At 61.8% G+C, this 17955-nt stretch carries 14 protein-coding genes and 1 pseudogene; 2 read left to right on the forward strand and 13 right to left on the reverse strand.

Features of this window, described 5'->3' with window-relative positions; translation table 11 throughout:
* Positions 1 to 16: 16 nt before the first annotated feature.
* The 12 genes and pseudogenes from AC4PS7_RS06885 to AC4PS7_RS06940 form a co-directional block, all read right to left on the reverse strand.
* The gene (locus AC4PS7_RS06885; protein ID WP_492179249.1) at positions 17 to 2755 is read right to left on the reverse strand and encodes a malto-oligosyltrehalose synthase; all 2739 of its coding nucleotides are present in this window, start codon (positions 2753 to 2755) and stop codon (positions 17 to 19) included.
* Positions 2752 to 4836 (reverse strand): 4-alpha-glucanotransferase, encoded by a 2085-nt coding sequence (gene malQ, locus AC4PS7_RS06890; protein ID WP_047541785.1) that lies wholly within the window; start codon positions 4834 to 4836, stop codon positions 2752 to 2754. The genes AC4PS7_RS06885 and malQ overlap by 4 nt, the downstream gene beginning before the upstream one ends.
* Positions 4833 to 6578: a malto-oligosyltrehalose trehalohydrolase gene (gene treZ, locus AC4PS7_RS06895; RefSeq protein WP_305436076.1), complete on the reverse strand. Its 1746-nt coding sequence runs from the start codon at positions 6576 to 6578 to the stop codon at positions 4833 to 4835. Before treZ ends, malQ begins: the two co-directional genes overlap by 4 nt.
* A 20-nt stretch (positions 6579 to 6598) precedes the next feature.
* Positions 6599 to 8152 (reverse strand): glycogen synthase GlgA, encoded by a 1554-nt coding sequence (gene glgA, locus AC4PS7_RS06900; protein WP_010210217.1) that lies wholly within the window; start codon positions 8150 to 8152, stop codon positions 6599 to 6601.
* 503 nt (positions 8153 to 8655) lie between these two features.
* A complete protein-coding gene (locus tag AC4PS7_RS06905; RefSeq protein ID WP_021493041.1) occupies positions 8656 to 9609 on the reverse strand; it encodes a D-2-hydroxyacid dehydrogenase family protein in 954 nt (317 codons plus the stop codon).
* A 26-nt stretch (positions 9610 to 9635) separates the two neighbouring features.
* On the reverse strand, positions 9636 to 10637 hold the full coding sequence (locus AC4PS7_RS06910) for an alpha/beta fold hydrolase (protein WP_021493042.1): 1002 nt from the start codon (positions 10635 to 10637) through the stop codon (positions 9636 to 9638).
* Positions 10638 to 10681: 44 nt separating this feature from the next.
* Positions 10682 to 11125 (reverse strand): YqaA family protein, encoded by a 444-nt coding sequence (locus AC4PS7_RS06915; RefSeq protein WP_183703657.1) that lies wholly within the window; start codon positions 11123 to 11125, stop codon positions 10682 to 10684.
* Positions 11122 to 11568: a DUF411 domain-containing protein gene (locus tag AC4PS7_RS06920; RefSeq protein WP_183703660.1), complete on the reverse strand. Its 447-nt coding sequence runs from the start codon at positions 11566 to 11568 to the stop codon at positions 11122 to 11124. The genes AC4PS7_RS06915 and AC4PS7_RS06920 overlap by 4 nt, the downstream gene beginning before the upstream one ends.
* Positions 11569 to 11665: 97 nt before the next feature.
* Positions 11666 to 12124 (reverse strand): SRPBCC family protein, encoded by a 459-nt coding sequence (locus AC4PS7_RS06925; protein WP_010210227.1) that lies wholly within the window; start codon positions 12122 to 12124, stop codon positions 11666 to 11668.
* Positions 12125 to 12205: 81 nt separating this feature from the next.
* Positions 12206 to 13051 carry a methyl-accepting chemotaxis protein gene (locus AC4PS7_RS06930; protein WP_370737448.1) on the reverse strand — a complete coding sequence of 282 codons (846 nt, stop codon included), beginning with the start codon at positions 13049 to 13051 and terminating at the stop codon, positions 12206 to 12208.
* Between the two features lie 15 nt (positions 13052 to 13066).
* Positions 13067 to 14200 (reverse strand): annotated as a pseudogene (locus AC4PS7_RS06935) (cache domain-containing protein); the annotation flags it as partial.
* A 133-nt stretch (positions 14201 to 14333) separates the two neighbouring features.
* Positions 14334 to 15329 (reverse strand): aldo/keto reductase, encoded by a 996-nt coding sequence (locus AC4PS7_RS06940; RefSeq protein WP_021493044.1) that lies wholly within the window; start codon positions 15327 to 15329, stop codon positions 14334 to 14336.
* Between the two features lie 117 nt (positions 15330 to 15446).
* On the opposite strand from AC4PS7_RS06940, the gene AC4PS7_RS06945 reads away from it, so the two are divergent.
* Positions 15447 to 16358 carry a LysR family transcriptional regulator gene (locus tag AC4PS7_RS06945; protein WP_010210239.1) on the forward strand — a complete coding sequence of 304 codons (912 nt, stop codon included), beginning with the start codon at positions 15447 to 15449 and terminating at the stop codon, positions 16356 to 16358.
* Here the strand turns inward: AC4PS7_RS06945 and AC4PS7_RS06950 are convergent.
* On the reverse strand, positions 16355 to 17260 hold the full coding sequence (locus AC4PS7_RS06950) for an AraC family transcriptional regulator (protein ID WP_021493047.1): 906 nt from the start codon (positions 17258 to 17260) through the stop codon (positions 16355 to 16357). The two genes, AC4PS7_RS06945 and AC4PS7_RS06950, sit on opposite strands and share 4 nt — an antisense overlap.
* Before the next feature lie 102 nt (positions 17261 to 17362).
* Here AC4PS7_RS06950 and AC4PS7_RS06955 point away from each other — a divergent pair, with 102 nt between their 5' ends.
* Positions 17363 to 17923 carry a carboxymuconolactone decarboxylase family protein gene (locus tag AC4PS7_RS06955; RefSeq protein ID WP_042572298.1) on the forward strand — a complete coding sequence of 187 codons (561 nt, stop codon included), beginning with the start codon at positions 17363 to 17365 and terminating at the stop codon, positions 17921 to 17923.
* The last annotated feature ends 32 nt before the right edge of the window (positions 17924 to 17955 follow it).

Here is a 17955-nt window from a genome sequence, read left to right on the forward strand (position 1 = left end):
TCCTCACAGAAAATTTTCAGCTTTCTTGATCATCAGGATTGATAAAGACATTGACCGGGAAATCCCCCAGGGCAGCGCTAACCAACAGCTCCTTGTCTGGTGTGACTGCGCCTGTATGAAAAAGTCCCTTCCAGTTTTGAGTTGTCGCGGCGAACGGTAATTTCACCCGTGTATCGCCCCAAACCTGCGCATTGATCTGGGGATGCACACCGTTTTCAAGCAGGTCATGGGGCCAACGTGGCACCACCACCAGCAAGCGTTTGCCCTGGTGTTCGCGACAAAAGGCGACCACCCGCTCGGCGTGTTTGCCGACCACTTCCAGCGGTGTGTAGGTGGCGCTGCGGAACAGCTCGGGATGGGCCATGCGCACGGCCAACACCTGAGCAATCAGCGCCTGTTTGATACGCCCGTCACGCCAGTTGAACAACAGTTCGCCGATATCCGCAGGGGTAGCCAGCGCCTCTTGCCGTGCACTGAAATCCACCGGGCGACGGTTGTCCGGGTCTACCAGGCTGAAATCCCAGAACTCAACGCCCTGGTACAGGTCCGGTACACCTGGCACGGTGAGACGAAGCAAGGATTGCGCCAGGCCATTCAGCGCACCGGCAGGGGCGATCGCTTGAGCGGCATTGCCGATGGCGGTCCGTAGAGCGCGGCCGTCCTCGCTTAGCAGCAGCCGTGAAAGGAACGCTTCGACGCCTTGTTCATAGGCCTCGTTGGGCGCGCTCCAGCTGCTTTGCAACTTGGCTTCGCGCAGGGCTTTTTGTTGCCACTGCCACAGGCGCTGCTGGTAGGCTGCAAAGTCAGCGCCCTGATCCAGCGGCCAACTGCCCAGCAGGACCTGATAGAGGATCAATTCGTCGCCGGCCGACGGCGTGCTTGCATCGGTACGCAACGGCGCGGCGAGGGTGCGCCAATGCTCCACCTGTTCGACGTACCACGGCGCGCACTCACTCAACACCGCCAGGCGTGCGCGAGTGTCTTCGCCGCGCTTGTGGTCATGGGTGGCAGTGGCCAGCAGGTTGTGGGGAAAAGTCTGCAGGCGCTGCTGGTTGACCGCATGAAAGTCGCTCAATGGCGCGCTGAACTGTTCCGTGCTGAAGCCCACGTCGTTGCGCGACAGCAGTACCGCCGAGCGATAGAACGCGGTGTCTTCCACGGCCTTGGCGGCGGCGGGGGAAGTCAATTGCTGGAAGCGCACACAAGCATGCTTGAGGATCTTGCGTTCACGGCCCACCGGGCGATTTCGCCAGGGCTCACCGCCCAGCCATTTTTCCAGGTGGTCGAGCACCGGCCAGTCGCCTTCGCCCAGGGTTGTGCGTGCGCCGTCCATGGCTTGCTTGAATAGCGTGTCGTCAGCAGCGCTGCGCCCACGCGCGCTGATGTAGGTGCGGTACACCGGGAAATGCACAATCAGTTCCTGCAAGGCACGGCGGATGGCACCTAGTGTCAGGTCGCGGGTCATCACATCGTCGCGGGCCACTTGCAGCAGGGCTTGTGCCACGCTTTCAAAGTCGCCGCCGAGGGAGCCGTTGAGGATTTGCTGGCGCGCCAGCCGCGCTTCTTCGATGAACGCCGCAGGCCGTTCACTGTGACGGGTCCACAATTGGGCCAAAGGCTCGAAGCCGTCCGGGTGATGTTGCAGCAGGGACAGCTGGTTCATGAACTCGTAGCCGGTAGTGCCGTCCACTTGCCAATCGGTGCGCAGGGTTTCGCCTTCGCCGAGGATCTTCTCCACGAAGATCGGCAAATGCCGGTCCGGCGCCAGCGAATCCACCCGGCGGCGCAGTTTGCGGCAATACCCGCGCGGGTCGGCGAGGCCGTCGATATGGTCGATGCGCAGGCCATCCACCAGGCCTTCGCTGATCAGTTCGAAGATCTTGCCATGGGTGGCTTCAAATACCGCGGTGCGCTCTACGCGCAAGCCGCCCAATTCGTTGACATCGAAGAAGCGTCGCCAGTTGATATCGTCGGCTGCGGTGCGCCAGCTGGCGAGGCGATAGGCCTGTTGTTCGAGCAGATTATGCAGGCGGTCGAAGTCGAACGTCGCCAGCTGCGCCTCGATGGCCTGGCGTACGGGTTCTTCAGTGGCCCGTTCGACCAGTGCCTGTTTGAGCCAGGCGGCTTCGTGGTAAGCATCGTCCTGGTAGGCCAGGGCGCTGAAGCGGTCGGACAACGGCCTGAGTAATTCATCGTTACCCAGGATCGTCGCGTAATCCCGTGGGCATATCGGAAAACGATGTTCGTAATGCTCAACGTAGAACGCGCCGTGGGTCGCATCAAACTGCAGGCTCACGGTGCCGTTCTGCAAGGCTTCGCCGTAATCGCTGCCAAGGAACGGCATCAGTAACTGGCCTTTGAGCAGCGGGTCGGGCGAGTGCCACTGAATATCGAAGAACTCGCTGTAGGGGCTCATGCGCCCCCATTCCAGCAGGTCCAGCCACCAAGGATTATCCGCACCACCCACCGCCATATGGTTGGAGACGATATCGAGGATCAGGCCCATCCCGTGTTCACGCAACGCGGCGACCAGACGACGCAAGGCGGCTTCGCCTCCCAATTCCGGGTTTACGCGGGTGGGGTCGACCACGTCGTAGCCGTGCATGGAACCGGCGCGTGCGCTGAGCAGCGGTGAAGCGTACAGGTGGCTGATGCCGAGACGGGCGAAGTAGGGCACCAGCGGCACTGCGTCGTCCAGGGTGAAACCTTTATGGAATTGCAGGCGCTGGGTAGCGCGCAGGGGCAGTGCTTTCATCGGTCACGCTCGTAGGCTTGGTTGCGCGCGACGGCCAACAGTTCGAGGCGGCGTGCTGCGCCGGCATTGTCGAGCAGGCTTGACGCCTCGCCCGGCAGGCGGCGGCGCCAATTAGGGTGGGTGTCGGTGGTGCCAGGGAGGTTGGCCTGTTCCTCCACGCCGAGGGCGTCCTCCAGTGGCAATAGCACCAGCGGGGCGCGGGTATGGCCGAGGTAACGCACGCTGGCGTCGATCATATGGTCGGTTTCATTGCGGATTTCTTCGACGAAGTTCTGCGGGTCCTGGCTCAAGGCCTGGCGCAGCGCCTGGCGTTCGCGCAGGCGGTGTTCGCTCCATTGCTCCACGGTGGGCGCATCGATCAGGCCAAGCTGGACGTTCCAGTCGATATCACGGCTGTGCCACCAACCGTTGAGGGTCGGCAGGTCATGGGTGCTGGTGGTGGCCAGGGCATTGTCCGGCCAGTCGAGGATCGGCTTGAACTGGCCGTCGTGGTTTTGCTCGAACAACAACACGCGCATACCCAGGATCGAGCGCGCGATAAGCTTTTCGCGCAGGCCGTCCGGTACCGTGCCCAAGTCTTCTCCGAGCACGATCGCGTGGTGGCGGTGGGATTCCAAGGCCAGCAGGCGCAGCAGGTCGTCCACTGGGTAATACAGGTAGGCGCCTTCACGCGGCGAGGCACCCATGGGGATCACCCATAGGCGTTGCAGGCCCATCACATGGTCGATGCGCAAGCCACCGGCATGGGCGAAGTTGGCGCGCAGCATTTCGATAAATGCACGGAAACCATGGCGCTTAAGCCCTTCTGGGGAGAACGCGGAGATGCCCCAGCCTTGGCCGGCACGGTTGAGGATATCGGGTGGCGCGCCCACGGTCAGATTCGCAAGCAATTCGTCCTGGCGACTCCAGGCCTGGCTGCCACCGCCGTCAGCGCCCACGGCCAGGTCTGCAATCAAGCCGACGCCCATGCCACTGCCGCGGGCAGCTTGTTGCGCACGTTCCAGGCAGCGGGCAATCAGCCACTGGCTGAAGGCGAAATAGCCGATCTCATCCGCGTTTGCTGCGGCGAAAGCGGCCAGCGCCGGGCTTTGCGGGTTGCGCCAGTCTTCGGGCCAGTGGCGCCAGTCGAGGTCTTCACCTTTGGCGGCACGCGCCGCTTGCACGGCTTCGAAGCGACAGTGGTTTTCCAGCGCTTCACCACCGGCCTGGCGGAAACTCAAGAAGTCGGCGTGTTGTGGATGCTGGCCGTGGCGGAAGTCCTCATACAGCGCCCGAAGCAGGCGTTGCTTGGCCTTGGCGGCCGTGGGCCAATCGATGAGGGTGTGTTGTTCCAGGTCGTGCAGCTCATCCGTCAGGCCTAAAGCGTCGATGGCATTGCGCACTTCGCGCTCACCCAGGATGCAGCCCGGCGAGGCGTACAAACTGTTGAGGAACAAACGACTCGACGGCGAATACGGGCTGTAGCGCTCGGTGTCGGCGCTGAACATTGCGTGCATTGGGCTGATCGCCAGGGCATCGGCACCGCGCTCGGCGGCCGAACGGGCCAGGTGTTCCAGGGCCAGGGTGTCGCCAAACCCGCCATCGCCCAGGCGGCGCAAGCTATACAGTTGCGCGCTGAGGCCCCAGGCGCGGGCCGGGCGGCTGTCGACGGCCTCGGCCACGCTGTAGCAATGGGTAGGCGCGACGGCCAAGGTGAAGGTCTGTTCGGCGATATGCACCTGGTGATAACCGAGTGCGATGACGCCCGGCAGCACCGCGTCGCCATCGAGGCGCAGATCCAGGGTTTCGCCGTCTTCGAGGCTGACTCGACACAGGGTGTCGGGTTCAAAGTAGCGGGCCAGGTCCAGGCCTTCGCCGCTGTCGATGGTCATCAGCGGCGGCAGGTGTGTGTCTTGTTGCGCTCGTTCCAGTTCGAGCAGGCTGGCGTCGACCTCGGCATCGCTGTCGGCCGGGTGGCCCAGACCTTTGAGAACGGCGCGCAGGGCGTCGGGTTTTACACGTTGCGGGCGGCCGTTTGCGTCGATCCAATCGACGGCCAGTCCCGCTCGGCTGGCGAGGATTTCCAGGTTCGCTTCGCTCAAGGGTGCTCTCCAACAGGGGATAGGGTAACGCGTGCGCTGTACGGCGGCAGGTGGGCGCCGAGGTTGGCAGGCGTTTCGAAAAGGACAGGCCCCGCGGCCGGATGATCCAGCGGCGTGGCACTCAGGTTGAGGTCGATCTGCAGCAGACTGCCATTACCCAGGCGCCAGCGCGCGCTGACGGCACCGTCGGCCAGCACCTGCGCGCCCAGCGCGAGGCTGCCCGGCACGTGCGGCACGATGTGGTGGTGGCGCAGGTTCAGCAGTTGGCGGTAGAGCTGGGCGTGTGGATGGTCTGCAAAGGTCGGGGCCGACTGCTGGAAAGTCGCCAGCGCATTGGGATCAGGGATGCGTTCACGTCGGTGCGGGTCATGGAACGCGGCGAAGTCGGCGAACTCGTTACGACGGCCTTCGCGTACGGCTTCCGCCAGTTCGCCATGGTGGTCGGTAAAAAACAGGAAGGGCTCGCTGGCCTTGACTTCGTCGCCCATGAACATCAGCGGGATCATGGGTGAGAGCAGCAGCAGGGCCGTCGCCGCCTCTAACGCCTGGGGCGAGCACAGTTGATGCAGGCGCTCGCCCATGGCACGGTTGCCGATCTGGTCATGATTCTGCAAAAACGCCACAAACGCGCTCGGCGGCAGGTGCCCGCTGGGTTCGCCGCGTTCATGGCCATGGCGAGTGGTATGGCCCTGGTAGATAAAGCCTTCACTCAGGCAGCGCGCCAGTTTGGCGGTAGGCGCCTGGGCAAAGTCGCTGTAATAGGCGTCGGTTTCGCCGGTCAGCAGTACGTGTAGGACGTTATGAAAGTCATCATTCCATTGCGCGTCAAAATCGTGCTGCAGGAGGCTGGCTTGATTAAGTTCGTTTTCCAGCATCAGCCAGACGTGTCGGCCCGTGTCGACTTGCTCACGAACGCGGTGAGCCAGTTGTTTGAGAAAGTCCGGGTTATCGATGGCGTGTACGGCGTCCAGGCGCAGGCCGTCGAAGCGATATTCGAGCAGCCACATCAAGGCGTTATCCAGGAAGAAGTCCCGTACTTCACGCCGATCGAAGTCGATACCCGCGCCCCAGGGCGTGTGCACGTCTTCCTGGAAGAAGCCTTTGGCGTATTGGCCAAGGTAGTTACCGTCGGGGCCGAAGTGGTTGTAAACGACGTCGAGGATTACCGCCAGGCCATGTTCGTGGGCACTGTCGATCAGGTGCTTGAGTTGGTCGGGCGTGCCGTAGGAGGCTTGGGGCGCGTAGGGCAGGACGCCGTCGTAACCCCAATTGCGTTCACCGGGAAATTGCGCCAGCGGCATCAATTCAATGGCAGTCACGCCCAGCTCGGCCAGGCGTGGCAGATGTTTCTCGACGCCGGCATAGCCGCCCATCGCGCCGACGTGCAGCTCATAAATGACGGCCTCGTGCCAGGGGCGGCCTTGCCACTGGCTGTGACGCCATTGATAGGCGAGGGGATCGACCACCACGCTCCAACCGTGTACATCCGAGGCCTGGGCTCTGGAGGCAGGGTCGGGTACATCCATTTCCCCATCGATATTGAAGCGGTAGCGCGTGCCCGCCGGGCACGCTATTTCAGTTTCAAACCAGCCTTCTGCCTGGGGCAGCATGGCGACGGACTTGCCGTTTTCCAATTCAACGCTGACATAAAACGCGTCTGGCGCCCACAAGGCAAAACGCGTGTGTTGCGCGTCCAGCATGATTGCGCCGTGGGGCCAGGTTTCCAGAGTCCGTAACGGCATCTATAGAGACCTCCCGTTGGTTATTTAGCGGATTTCCCCAGTGCTTTAGCCACCAGTTGCTCATACAGTTCGGCGTAGGGTTCCACCGCCTGGCTCCAATTGAACGGTTGTGTCATCGCCCGGCAGCGCATGGCATTGAGCAGGCCAGGGTAGGCAAACACCTTGAACGCGCGGCTCAAGGCTTCTTTGTAGCTGTCGACCGTGGATTCATTGAACAGAAAACCGGTCACGCCATTTTCGATGGTGTCAGCCAAGCCGCCGGTATTGCGCGCGACCGGCAGCGAGCCGAAGCGCTGGGCATACATTTGGCTCAGGCCGCACGGCTCATAGCGCGACGGCATCAGCAGGAAGTCACTGCCGGCGAACATGCGCCGGGCATCGGTCTCGTTGAAGCCGATGCGCACACCGATCTGGCCGGGAAAGCGCAGCGCCAGTTCACGCATGGCATTCTCTTCTTCCGGTTCGCCGCGACCGATGATCGCGATCTGCCCACCTTGCTCGACAATAAAGCTGGCAACGGCTTCAGTCAGGTCCAGGCCTTTCTGGAACACCAGGCGTGAGACCACGGCGAACAGTGGGCCGGTGGATTCACTCAGGCCAAACAGCTCGCGCACTTGAGCGGCGTTGACCGCTTTGCCCTCCCAGTCGCCTATGTTGAAGTTGTGGGTCAGGTGCGGGTCGGTGGAGGTTTCCCAGCTGTCTTCAATGCCGTTGGGAATGCCGCTGAGCAAGCCTTGCTGGGTCTTGCTGGCCAGAAAGCCATCCAGGCCGCAGCCAAATTCAGGGGTGGTGATTTCCCGGGCGTAGGTGGCGCTCACCGTGGTGATGTGGCTGGAGTACGCCATGCCGGCCTTGAGGTACGACATCTTGCCGTAGAACTCCATGCCCTCCTGCTGCAGGGCGTGGGGCGGAATGCCCAGTTCCGGCGTGGAGGCCAGGCTGATCACGCCTTGGTAGGCCAGGTTATGAATGGTGAACAGCGTCGGCGTGCGTGACCCACGCCAGTGCATATACGCCGGCGCCAGGCCAGCGGGCCAGTCATGGGCGTGCACCAGGTCCGGGCACCAGTGGATCTGCGCAAGGTTAGCGGCCATGTCGGCGGCGGCCAGGCCCAGGCGGGCGAAACGAATGTGGTTGTCCGGCCAGTCGCGGCCGTTGTTGGCGCCGTAGGGCGTGCCTTCGCGCTCATACAACTCGGGGCAGATCAGTACATAGATGACCAGGCCGTCCTTGAGGTCCATTCGCCCGATCTTGCAGGGTGGCAGCGCGGCGTGGCCACCCAGCTCACCGATGATATGGATCGGGTTATCGCTTTCCATCACCTGCGGGTAACCCGGAATCAACACCCGCACATCGTGCAGGTGGGCCATGGCGCGGGGCAGGGCCGCGGACACATCGCCCAGGCCGCCGGTCTTTACCAGGTCGGCGAATTCGGAGGTCACGAACAGGACTTTCTTGCGATTAGGATTCTGACTCACGATCGGCCGCACAGTGGTGGGCAGGTCGACCAGCGAAGGTCCCCCTACCGGCTGACTGACACGCTCTCCCTGAATATTTACAGCGGCACTGATCATAGTTCTCTCCCACATGTTGGTCGGCTAATGGCCCGCTGCCACTAGCTCCGATGACCGCATCCTGCGGCCAGGCGCGCAAGCACTGTACAAACTGGCAAGGCGTATGCCAGTTGCACGGTTAGCCAAAAAAGATTGGATGGACGGGCATTTCGCGTGAATCACGCGTGCTCGCCTACCTTAAAACTGGACCTACGGCAGAGTTGGAAAGTTTCGATTTTTTGCGGGGTTTTTGTTTTGGAACGGACCCATCGGTCATCAGTCTAGGACATATCCTAGAGCCCGTAGGGTTTCTACGAAGATTTTGTAGGACAAAATACTTGTAACGATATGCTGCTTTGAATTCGGCCTTTAAGCCGCAGGCGCGAGCGTGCTCGCGAAAACCATCGCGGCGCCACTGCGCATCAGGTAGAACGCGGTGCTCTCGGGCTTTCCGCGAGCACGCTCGCTCCTACAGGGGGCGTTATGGCAATCACACCATGGGGCGCACGCTCCTGATTGGTGCGTCAGCCCAGCACGCGAATGGGCGCGCCGTTCGCCCACGCTTGAATGTCTTCGATCATCTGCGCGTAGAACTGCCGATAATTCTGTTCGCTCACATACCCCACATGGGGCGTGGCCAGTACGTTTGGCAGGCGACGGAACGGGTGGTCCACCGGCAAGGGTTCCTCGGTATACACATCCAGCGCCGCTCCTGCCAGGCGACCGCTTTCCAAGGCCTGCACCAGCGCCGACTCATCCACAATCGGCCCACGGGCGGTGTTAACCAGGCGAGCGCTCGGTTTCATCCACCCCAGCGCCTCGGCATCCACCAGCCCCCGGCTGCGGTCACTGAGCACGAGGTGCACGGTAAGAATATCTGCCTGTTCAAACAGGGCTTGCTTGCTGACCCAGGTCACGCCCGATTCCGCCGCACGTTCTGGCGTAAGGTTTTCGCTCCAGGCAATTACCCGCATGCCGAACACCTGGGCAAACTTCGCCACTTTCTGGCCAATGCTGCCCAGGCCGAGAACCCCCAGGGTTTTGCCGTACAGATCGCCACCCAGGCCAACCTGCCAGTGGCCTGCACGCAAGGCGTTGGCCTCGGCCAGCAGGTTGCGCGTAGAGGCCATGATCAGCGCCCAGGTCAACTCCGGTGCTGCGTGTTTATAGCTGTCGGTGCCGCATACCGTGATGCCCAGCGCCCTGGCAGCCGGTAGGTCAATGGCTGCGTTGCGCATGCCGCCGGTCACCAGCAGCTTGAGCTTCGGCAAACCTTGCAGCAGGGCCTTGTCGAAGGTCGAGCGTTCGCGCATCACGCAAATCACCTCGAAACCCTTCAAACGCTCGATCATGGTGGCGGTGTCCGTCGGGTAGTCGTGCAGGAAATGCACCTGGCCCACGGCCTCTAGCACCGACCAATTCACCACGTCACTGGCCACATGCTGCCAATCATCAATGACTGCGATCTGTACCGACATTCACGAGTGCCTCGTTAAAGGTTGGATTAAAGCGCGTTCAAGCCCTGCAACAGCGCCGTGTGAAACCGGGCCGGTTCCTCCATCTGCGGTGCATGCCCCAGGCCCGGGAATTCCACCAGGGTTGCATGAGGAATCAATTGGGCCACTTGTTTGCCCAGCACGGCATAGTCACCAAGCTTGGCCTTGACCGCCGGCGGCGCGACGTCTTTGCCAATGGCAGTGTTGTCCGACGTGCCGATCAGCAGCAGCGTGGGCATCTGCAGGTTCTTGAACTCGTAGTACACCGGCTGGGTGAAGATCATGTCGTAAATCAACGCTGAGTTCCATGCGACCCGCGTATGCCCCGGACCGTTGCTCAGACCGGCGTACATGTCCACCCAACGCTCGTACTCGGGCTTCCAGCGCCCGACGTAGTAGGTGTTGAGCTGGTAGTTTCGAATGCCGTCGGCATTGACTTTCAGCTCACGCGCATACCATTGGTCGACGGTGAGGGAGGGCACCCCCAGCGCCTTCCAGTCTTCCAGGCCGATGGGGTTTACCAGGCCAAGCTGCTCGGTCTGCTCGGGAAACATCAGCGCGTAACGCGTGGCGAGCATCCCACCGGTTGAATGGCCGATGACGGTGGCCTTTTGAATGCCGAGCTTTTCCAGCAGTTGATGGGTGTTGGTCGCCAACTGTTGGAAGCTGTATTGATAATGGTCGGGCTTGCTGGAACTGCAGAAGCCGATCTGGTCCGGCGCGATCACCCGGTAACCGGCGTCGCTGAGGGCCTTGATCGAGCTTTCCCAGGTGGCGCCGCAGAAGTTCTTGCCATGCATCAGCACCACGCTGCGGCCGTTGGCCTGCCCTTTGGCGGGCACATCCATATAACCCATCTGCAGGGACGTGCCTTGGGATTGAAATTCGAAATGCTGAAGCGGGTAGGGGTATTCAAAGCCTTGCAGCTCGGGACCGTACGTAGCGGCGAATGCCGGGGCGGCGGTGGCGGCGAGCAGGCTGGCGATGCAAAAAGCGCGGGTCAGGGGCATTGGCAGGGCTCCGAGAAGGGTGCTCGGATGCTGTTGCGAGACGATTAAGTGGGGATTAACACCCATTGCAACGTCACGGCAGCCAGGACGCCATAACGCACGCTTTTGGCCAGGGTCACCAGCAATAGGAATCGCCATAACGGCTCGCGCATCACCCCAGCCACCAGGGTCAGCGGGTCGCCAATGATCGGCACCCAACTGAGCAACAGCGTCCAATGCCCCCAGCGCTCGTAATGATTGCGAGCCTTGTCCAACTGTTTGTCGCTGACGGGAAACCAGCGTCGTGTCTTGAAGTGCTCAACCCAGCGCCCCAGCCACCAGTTCACCACCGAGCCCAGCACATTGCCCAGCGTGGCAACGCCCAGCAACAGCCACAGGCTGTAATGCCCGCTGAGCAGCAAGCCCACCAGCACGGCTTCCGATTGCAGTGGCAGCAGTGTCGCGGCGCCAAAGGCGGCGAAGAATAACCCCAGATAGCCCGCGATCATTGCGCCGGGTATTCAGCCACCACCACGTCTTTGCCCTCACGGGTCAGGCCAATGACTTGATAGGCCTCGCTGCGGCCTTCGACTTCCATGCCGGGTGAGCCCATGGGCATGCCCGGCGCGGCGACGCCCAGCAGGTCGTCACGTTTGCGCAAGGCCAGCACCTGTTCGGCAGGCACATGGCCCTCGACGAACTTGCCGTCGATCACGGCCGTGTGGCACGAACCCAGGCGCGGCGCCACACCCAGGCGTTGCTTGACGGCGCTCATGTCGGCTTCGACATGGTCATTGACCTTAAAACCATTGCTTTGCAGGTGGCTGATCCATTTTTTGCAGCAACCGCAGTTGGCGTCGCGGTGCACGTCGATGGGGATCAGCTCGGCAGCTTGGGCCAGGGTAGTGGTGAAGAGGGCTGACTGCAGGGCCAGGCGCAATGTGGTTTTCATAGAAACTCGCGTGTAGGAGATGGCCGTTGGGATGGCGGCGATCATGACGCTGTCATCGCAGGCAAGCCAGCGCCTGGCCGGTGGGAATGTTTCCAAATTATACGAAGGGTGGGTTTTCCAACCGGTGTTTGAGCTGATCGAGGGCGACGGCCGACAACTCGATCATGCGCTCATGCAAGGTGGCCAACTGCAGCTCGGTCTCGTAGGTCAGCACCCGCTTGAACAGCGTGCCGCCCTGATGGGGCAGCAGGAAGTAGTGGATGGAACCATCAACGGCCAGGGAGGTGAACACCGTCTTGAATTCGCCAGGGCGCCGGGCGATCTGCACGCGGTAACTCATGGGGACGCGGACCCCCAGCAAGTCGATGAACTCGGTGAAGCGCGCACCGGCAGGCAGTGAGCCGGTGGTGCCGGTATCGGCACTGAGGGACGTGGGATGCCATTCGTGCCAGCGATCCGGTTGGGTCACATAGTCATAGACAGCATCGATGGGGGCCTTGATAAAGCGTTCCTGACTGATCCGCTCCAAACGGACCGCCTGCTCGGCAGCTCGCATGGCACACCTCCTGTGTTGCGACTAGGAGCTGTCAGAATAGTCCCACTCCCGCACATTGCACGGGAGTGTTTCAGCCGTTTATCAGCGCACTTTGAATCGACCCATCAGCGCGATTACCCGACCATTCGCATCCAACAGGCTTTGCGTGTTGGTTTCGGTGGCATGGCCGCTCTGCACCAGCTCTTCGACCATTTGTCGGATCTGCACCATGCTTCGGTTGATCTCCTCGGTTACCGCGCTTTGCTGCTCGGCCGCCGTGGCGATCTGGGTGCTGAGGTTGTTGATGTGGCTGACAGAGCCGGCCATTTCATCCAGGCCGGTGTTCACCCGCGCCGTGGCATCCGCCGCCGACTGGCAGCTGGCCTGGGTGTTTTCCATGGCCGCTACCGAGGAGCTGACGCCGGCAGTCAGGCGCGTGAGCATTTCGTTGATCTGCGAGGTGCTGGCCTGAGTGCGTGCGGCGAGCGCGCGGACCTCGTCGGCCACTACTGCAAATCCACGACCCTGCTCGCCTGCGCGCGCAGCCTCGATGGCGGCGTTAAGGGCGAGCAGGTTGGTCTGGCCGGCGATCGCACCGATTACGCCAAGGGTTTCGGTAATGCGCGCCGCGTCCTGGCGCATGTTTTCCACGCTGTGGGTGGCGCTGGACACTTCGCCAATCAAGGCGCTGACGCTGTTGGACGCTTCACCCACGACGACGCGGGAACGGTCGGCATGCTCATTGGCACGCTGGGTGAACGCGGCGGTTTCGGCGGCGTTTTGCGCGACGGTGTCAGCGGTGGAGCTCATCTCGGTGATGGCGGTGACCGTCTGGTCGGTTTCCGAGGCATGCCGCACCAGGATCTGGTTGGTGTGCGCCGAGGTCCGCTGCAGTTGCTCAAGGCTCGACGACATGGCGCCGGTTGCTTGGGTGACTTCGCCAATCATGTTCTGCAGGTAGACGATAAAGCGGTTTACCGAGTGGCCGATGGCACCCAGTTCGTCTTCAGCGCGAATGGTGATGCGTCGCGTAAGGTCGGCATCGCCGGTGGACAGTGCGTCGATATTGGTTTTCAGCGACTTCATGCGCTGCACCAGTTGACGGATCGCATACACGGCGAGCAGCACCAGCAACAGCACCATGGGGATTTGCAACAGGGCCAGGGTGCCGAGAACGTCATCGCGCTGGGCGGTAATCAACGCGGTAGGCAGGGCGGTGGCAAGGAACCACGGTGTGCCTGCGATCGGGCGCATGTAAAAGGTGCTGGCCACGCCCTGGTTGTCGAACTCGCTGCGTTGCAGCGCCTGGTCGCGTTGGGCCAGGGCTTTGCTGACCTGGGCGGCGAACGCGGAGGTGCCGGTGAGTTCGCTGATGTTCTTGAGCACCACCGGGCTGCTGATACGCGTGCTGTTGCTGATGATCTTGCCGTCGCCTTCGACGATCAGCATTTGCCCGCCGATGTCTTTCTCTTTGCTGGCCACCAGGTCATTGAAGAAGCCCAGGGTCACGTCGATGGTGGCGACGCCATAGGGCACGCCGTCGCGCTGGATGGCCATGGCGCAGTTGGTGCGCGGCTCCTGGCTGGCGTCGTCCTTGTAGGCGGCGGCCCAGGCGCACTGGCCGCGTGGCGAGGCCAGGCCGCCTTTGTACCAGCTCTGGTCGTAGTAGTTGGGGGCGGGGTCGCTGTTCCAGAAGTTATTCACCGCCAACTTGCCCGAGGCGTCGCGGTGCCAGAAGGTGCTGTGTTTGTTGCGCCCCGGTGTGCGCTGGTTAGGCAGCGGCCAGATCCCGCCACCGAAGACTTTCAGCTCGCCATACTGGTCGACCAGGCCAGGCAGGACCTTGTCGATGGCATCGCTGTCGAGCAAAGGAACGGTCTGGGTAATGCTGCGTTGCTGGGACTGAACCTTGTTCAGCTCGCCCTGGATCTGTTCAGCCACCTCGGCGATGCGGTTGAGCACCACCTGCTCTTCGGTGTGACGCAGCGTGGGGGCGACCAACTGGCCGATGCCCACGACGGTCAACACAAATAACACCAGGACGAACAGCACCAGGAACAGGGTATAGCGGGCTTGGATGGAGCGCAGTGGGGGCATGGGGTCGTCCTTACGAAGCGTTTATTATCGACGCGGCTTTGTTAGAGCTTCGTAGGGCTATCGGCCTGGGTGGAAAGAGCTTGAGGTACGATCGTGCAAGAAAAGCGAGCGCCTGTTGAGGGCGCTCCTTCGTTCAGATATCCAGCATGGCCATCACCGCTTCCGGGTAGCGCAGGCCGGCGGTCGCTTCAACGGGGAAGATCGCCTCCAGCGTTGCCAATTCGGCCGGGCTGAGGCTGATCGCGAGGGCTGCCACATTCTCTTCCAGATACTTACGCTGCTTGGTGCCGGGAATCGGAATGATGAAGTCACCCTGGGCCAATACCCAGGCCAGCGCGAGTTGCCCGGCGCTCACACCTTTGTCGGCTGCCAAGGCCTGTACCTGCTTCACCAACTGCAGGTTTCTGCCGAAGTTTTCGCCCTGGAAGCGCGGGCTGAAGCGACGGTAGTCATCGGCGCCGAAGTCGTCCGGGCTTTGCAGTGCGCCGGTCAGAAAACCACGGCCCAGCGGGCTGTAGGGCACAAACGCAATGCCTAAGCGTTGGCAGGCGGCGAGGCAGCCGTTGTGTTCCTGGTCGCGGCTCCACAGCGAATACTCGCTTTGCAGGGCGCTGATCGGGTGCACCTTGTGGGCGCGCTCCAGGGTGGCGGCCGAGGCTTCGCTCAAGCCCAGGTAGCGCACTTTGCCCTGTTGCACCAGCTCGGCCATGGCACCAACGGTTTCTTCGATAGCAACCTGTGGGTCGATACGGTGTTGGTAGTACAAATCCAGCGTCTCCACACCGAGCCGCTGCAGGGTGCCGTTGATGGCTTCGCGGATGTACTCCGGCCGGCCATCCACGCCACGCGCTGCCGGGTGTGCCGGGTCGCGCACGATGCCGAACTTGCTGGCCAGGAACACTTGGTCACGCTTGCCGGCGATGGCTTTGCCGATTAATTGTTCATTGGTGTGAGGGCCGTACATATCGGCGGTATCGAGAAAGCTGACGCCCAGTTCCAAGGCGCGGTGCAGCGTTGCAGTGGCTTCCCGCGTGTCGCTGCCGGGGGTATAGAAATCGCTCATGCCCATGCAGCCGAGGCCGATGGCGGAGACGAGGGGACCGTTGTTACCGAGTTGGCGAGTGTGCATGGGGGAACTCCTTGTTGAGAAGGCCTGCATTGTCACGCTGGACAAAATCGGGATAAACCGGCTAAAAGCGCTAACACTGTTCGTAATTTCTAAATAATCAGCTCAAGGAGCCGGCGTTTGGACCGTTTCAACGCGATGCGCGTGTTCACCCGGATCGTCGAACTGCGTGGCTTTGCCAAGGCTGCCGACAGCCTGCAACTGCCCCGCGCCTCGGTGACGGTGCTGATCAAGCAATTGGAGGCGCACCTTGGCGTACAGCTGTTGCAACGCACCACGCGGCAGGTCAGCCCTACACTGGATGGCGCCGCGTATTACCAGCGCTGCGTGCAATTGCTGTCGGACCTTGAGGAAACTGAAGCGGTGTTTTCCGCCAGCCGCCAGAGTCCACGTGGGACTTTGAGCGTGGATATGCCCTCGGGCATCGGCCGTTTGATCGTGATCCCGGCGTTGCCGGACTTCACCGCGCGGTATCCGCAGATCGAGTTGGAGATTGGCCTCAATGACCGCCCCGTGGACCTGATCCGCGAGGGTGTGGACTGCGTGCTGCGCGGTGGCCTGGCCCTGGATGAATCGCTGGTGGCGCGGCCTCTGGCAATGATGGATCAACTGACCCTGGCAAGTCCCTGCTACCTGCAGCGCAGGGGTGTTCCCACGTCTTTTGAAGACCTGGCCAACCATCAGATGGTCGAGTACGTCTCCAGCGCCAGTGGCAAACGGTTTGGCCTGGAGTTCGAGGTGGGTGGCGAATGGCAGACCGTCAACCTGCCAAAGGGCCTGGCGGTGAACAGTTCCGATGGCTACTTCGCGGCCTGCGAGGCTGGGTTCGGCTTGATCCAGGCGCCGCATTATCACGCCATGCGCCAACTGGCCGCGGGGACGTTAGTGGAGGTGTTGCCACGGTTGGCGGTACCGAAAATGGCGCTCTCGGCCCTCTACCCGCCGCATCGTCAACTGTCCCTGCGCGTACGGGTGTTCGTGGACTGGCTGGTCGAACTCTGCGCCACGCCCGGCACCGGGTTGCGGCGCTAAGCCTGTGCCTTGCGATAAGCGCCAGGCTGTTGCCCAGTCACTTTGTGAAACGCCCGGGTAAACGCCGCCACCGACTGATAACCCACCGCCACTGCAACATCCGCCACCGTCTGGTTCTGCTTGAACAACTGGCAGGCATGGCGCATGCGCATCATCAACAGCACCTGCCCCGGCGATTGTCCGCACAGTTCATTGAAGCGCTTGAAAAACGCCGAGCGCGACAACCCGGTGCAGGCGGCCATGCTTTCCAGGGTCCAGGCATCGGCCGGGCGGGCGATCAACTGTTCCAGCAGGTCGGCAAACGCCGGCTGCCGCGCCAGCGCGGCCAGGCCACCCAGTGCGCTGTTGTCCAGCACCTGTTGGCGCAGGACGTACAGAAACAGCAGGTGGCAAAGCCGTTCAAGCAACGCGGAAGAGGGCGCAGGCAAGCGCTCGCATTCTTGCAGGATCAGTTCGAACAGGTTGCGTGCGGCGGTCAGTGAGGGATCGCCCGCACGCAAGATGATCCACGCGGGCAGGGTGTCGACGATCATCGCTGACAAACCGGACTGGAAGTGAAAAAAACCACACACCAGGCCGACGCCATCGCTGGCGGCGCTGTCCAGGGGCACCATTGGCACGCGGGGACATTCCTGCGCGCCCGCCGCCGTGGGTTCGCCGGAGAGGCGATATTCCAAGTCGCGCAACAGGAACACCGCATCGCCGTTGTCCAGCCGATGGGCTGTGGTGTCGCCGTCGATATGCAGCCAGCACCGGCCCTGTACGATCAGGTGGAAACTCGCGCTCGCCAGACCATGGGTGCTCGCATGCCAATCGCCGCAGTAGCGACCCACATGGAACAGGCTGGTGTCGAGTTCAAGGCTGTCTAATAACCAATCGACAAGTGCACTGGACGAATTCATCTAAGGGAAAGACTCAAGAGCAAGTAATCGCTACTTTAGACTATTGAGGCGATTTTTTATAACCAACAGACTTAGTACACGAACCCATCAGGAGACACCTCCATGTCCCGTGTACCCTTGCTCACCCTTGAAACTGCGCCTGAAGCGGCCAAGCCTTTTCTGGAAAATGCACTGAAGGGCTCCGGCTTCATTCCTAATCTGCTTGCGGTGTTGGCCAATGCCCCGGCTGCATTGGAAACCTACATTACCGTTTCCGGCTTGAACGCCAAGGCCGAACTGAGCCTGGCCGATCGCGAAGTGGTGCAACTGATTGCCGCCACCACCCACGGCTGCGATTTCTGCGTGGCCGGCCACACTGCGGTGGCGCGTAACAAAGCCAAACTGCCTGAAGAGGTCATCGACGCCCTGCGCCAGCGCGGCGAACTGCCTAACGCCCGCTATGAGACACTTGCCGCGTTCACCCGTGAAGTGATCGCCACCCGTGGCGATGTCAGTGACGCAGGCTTCGAAGCGTTCCGCGCCGCCGGTTACACCGAAGGCCAGGCCCTGGAGGTTATCCTGGGTGTGAGCCTGGCCACCCTGTGCAACTTCGCTAACGTGTTTGCGCGTACCCCGTTGAACCCGGAGCTGGCGCAATACCGTTGGGAAAAACCGGCAAGCTGAAGTGGGTCCACCTGCTGCAAAAGGAGAAACAG

This window comes from Pseudomonas sp. DW-iso3 (genome assembly GCF_058725305.1).

Excerpts from the sequence above, each read along its gene's own strand:
- AC4PS7_RS06885 (WP_492179249.1), bottom strand. The coding sequence starts at position 2,755 with ATGAAAGCACTGCCCCTGCGCGCTACCCAGCGCCTGCAATTCCATAAA.
- treZ (WP_305436076.1), bottom strand. The coding sequence starts at position 6,578 with ATGCCGTTACGGACTCTGGAAACCTGGCCCCACGGCGCAATCATGCTG.
- glgA (WP_010210217.1), bottom strand. The coding sequence starts at position 8,152 with ATGATCAGTGCCGCTGTAAATATTCAGGGAGAGCGTGTCAGTCAGCCG.
- AC4PS7_RS06905 (WP_021493041.1), bottom strand. The coding sequence starts at position 9,609 with ATGTCGGTACAGATCGCAGTCATTGATGATTGGCAGCATGTGGCCAGT.
- AC4PS7_RS06910 (WP_021493042.1), bottom strand. The coding sequence starts at position 10,637 with ATGCCCCTGACCCGCGCTTTTTGCATCGCCAGCCTGCTCGCCGCCACC.
- AC4PS7_RS06915 (WP_183703657.1), bottom strand. The coding sequence starts at position 11,125 with ATGATCGCGGGCTATCTGGGGTTATTCTTCGCCGCCTTTGGCGCCGCG.
- AC4PS7_RS06920 (WP_183703660.1), bottom strand. The coding sequence starts at position 11,568 with ATGAAAACCACATTGCGCCTGGCCCTGCAGTCAGCCCTCTTCACCACT.
- AC4PS7_RS06925 (WP_010210227.1), bottom strand. The coding sequence starts at position 12,124 with ATGCGAGCTGCCGAGCAGGCGGTCCGTTTGGAGCGGATCAGTCAGGAA.
- AC4PS7_RS06930 (WP_370737448.1), bottom strand. The coding sequence starts at position 13,051 with ATGATTGGCGAAGTCACCCAAGCAACCGGCGCCATGTCGTCGAGCCTT.
- AC4PS7_RS06940 (WP_021493044.1), bottom strand. The coding sequence starts at position 15,329 with ATGCACACTCGCCAACTCGGTAACAACGGTCCCCTCGTCTCCGCCATC.
- AC4PS7_RS06950 (WP_021493047.1), bottom strand. The coding sequence starts at position 17,260 with ATGAATTCGTCCAGTGCACTTGTCGATTGGTTATTAGACAGCCTTGAA.
- AC4PS7_RS06955 (WP_042572298.1), top strand. The coding sequence starts at position 17,363 with ATGTCCCGTGTACCCTTGCTCACCCTTGAAACTGCGCCTGAAGCGGCC.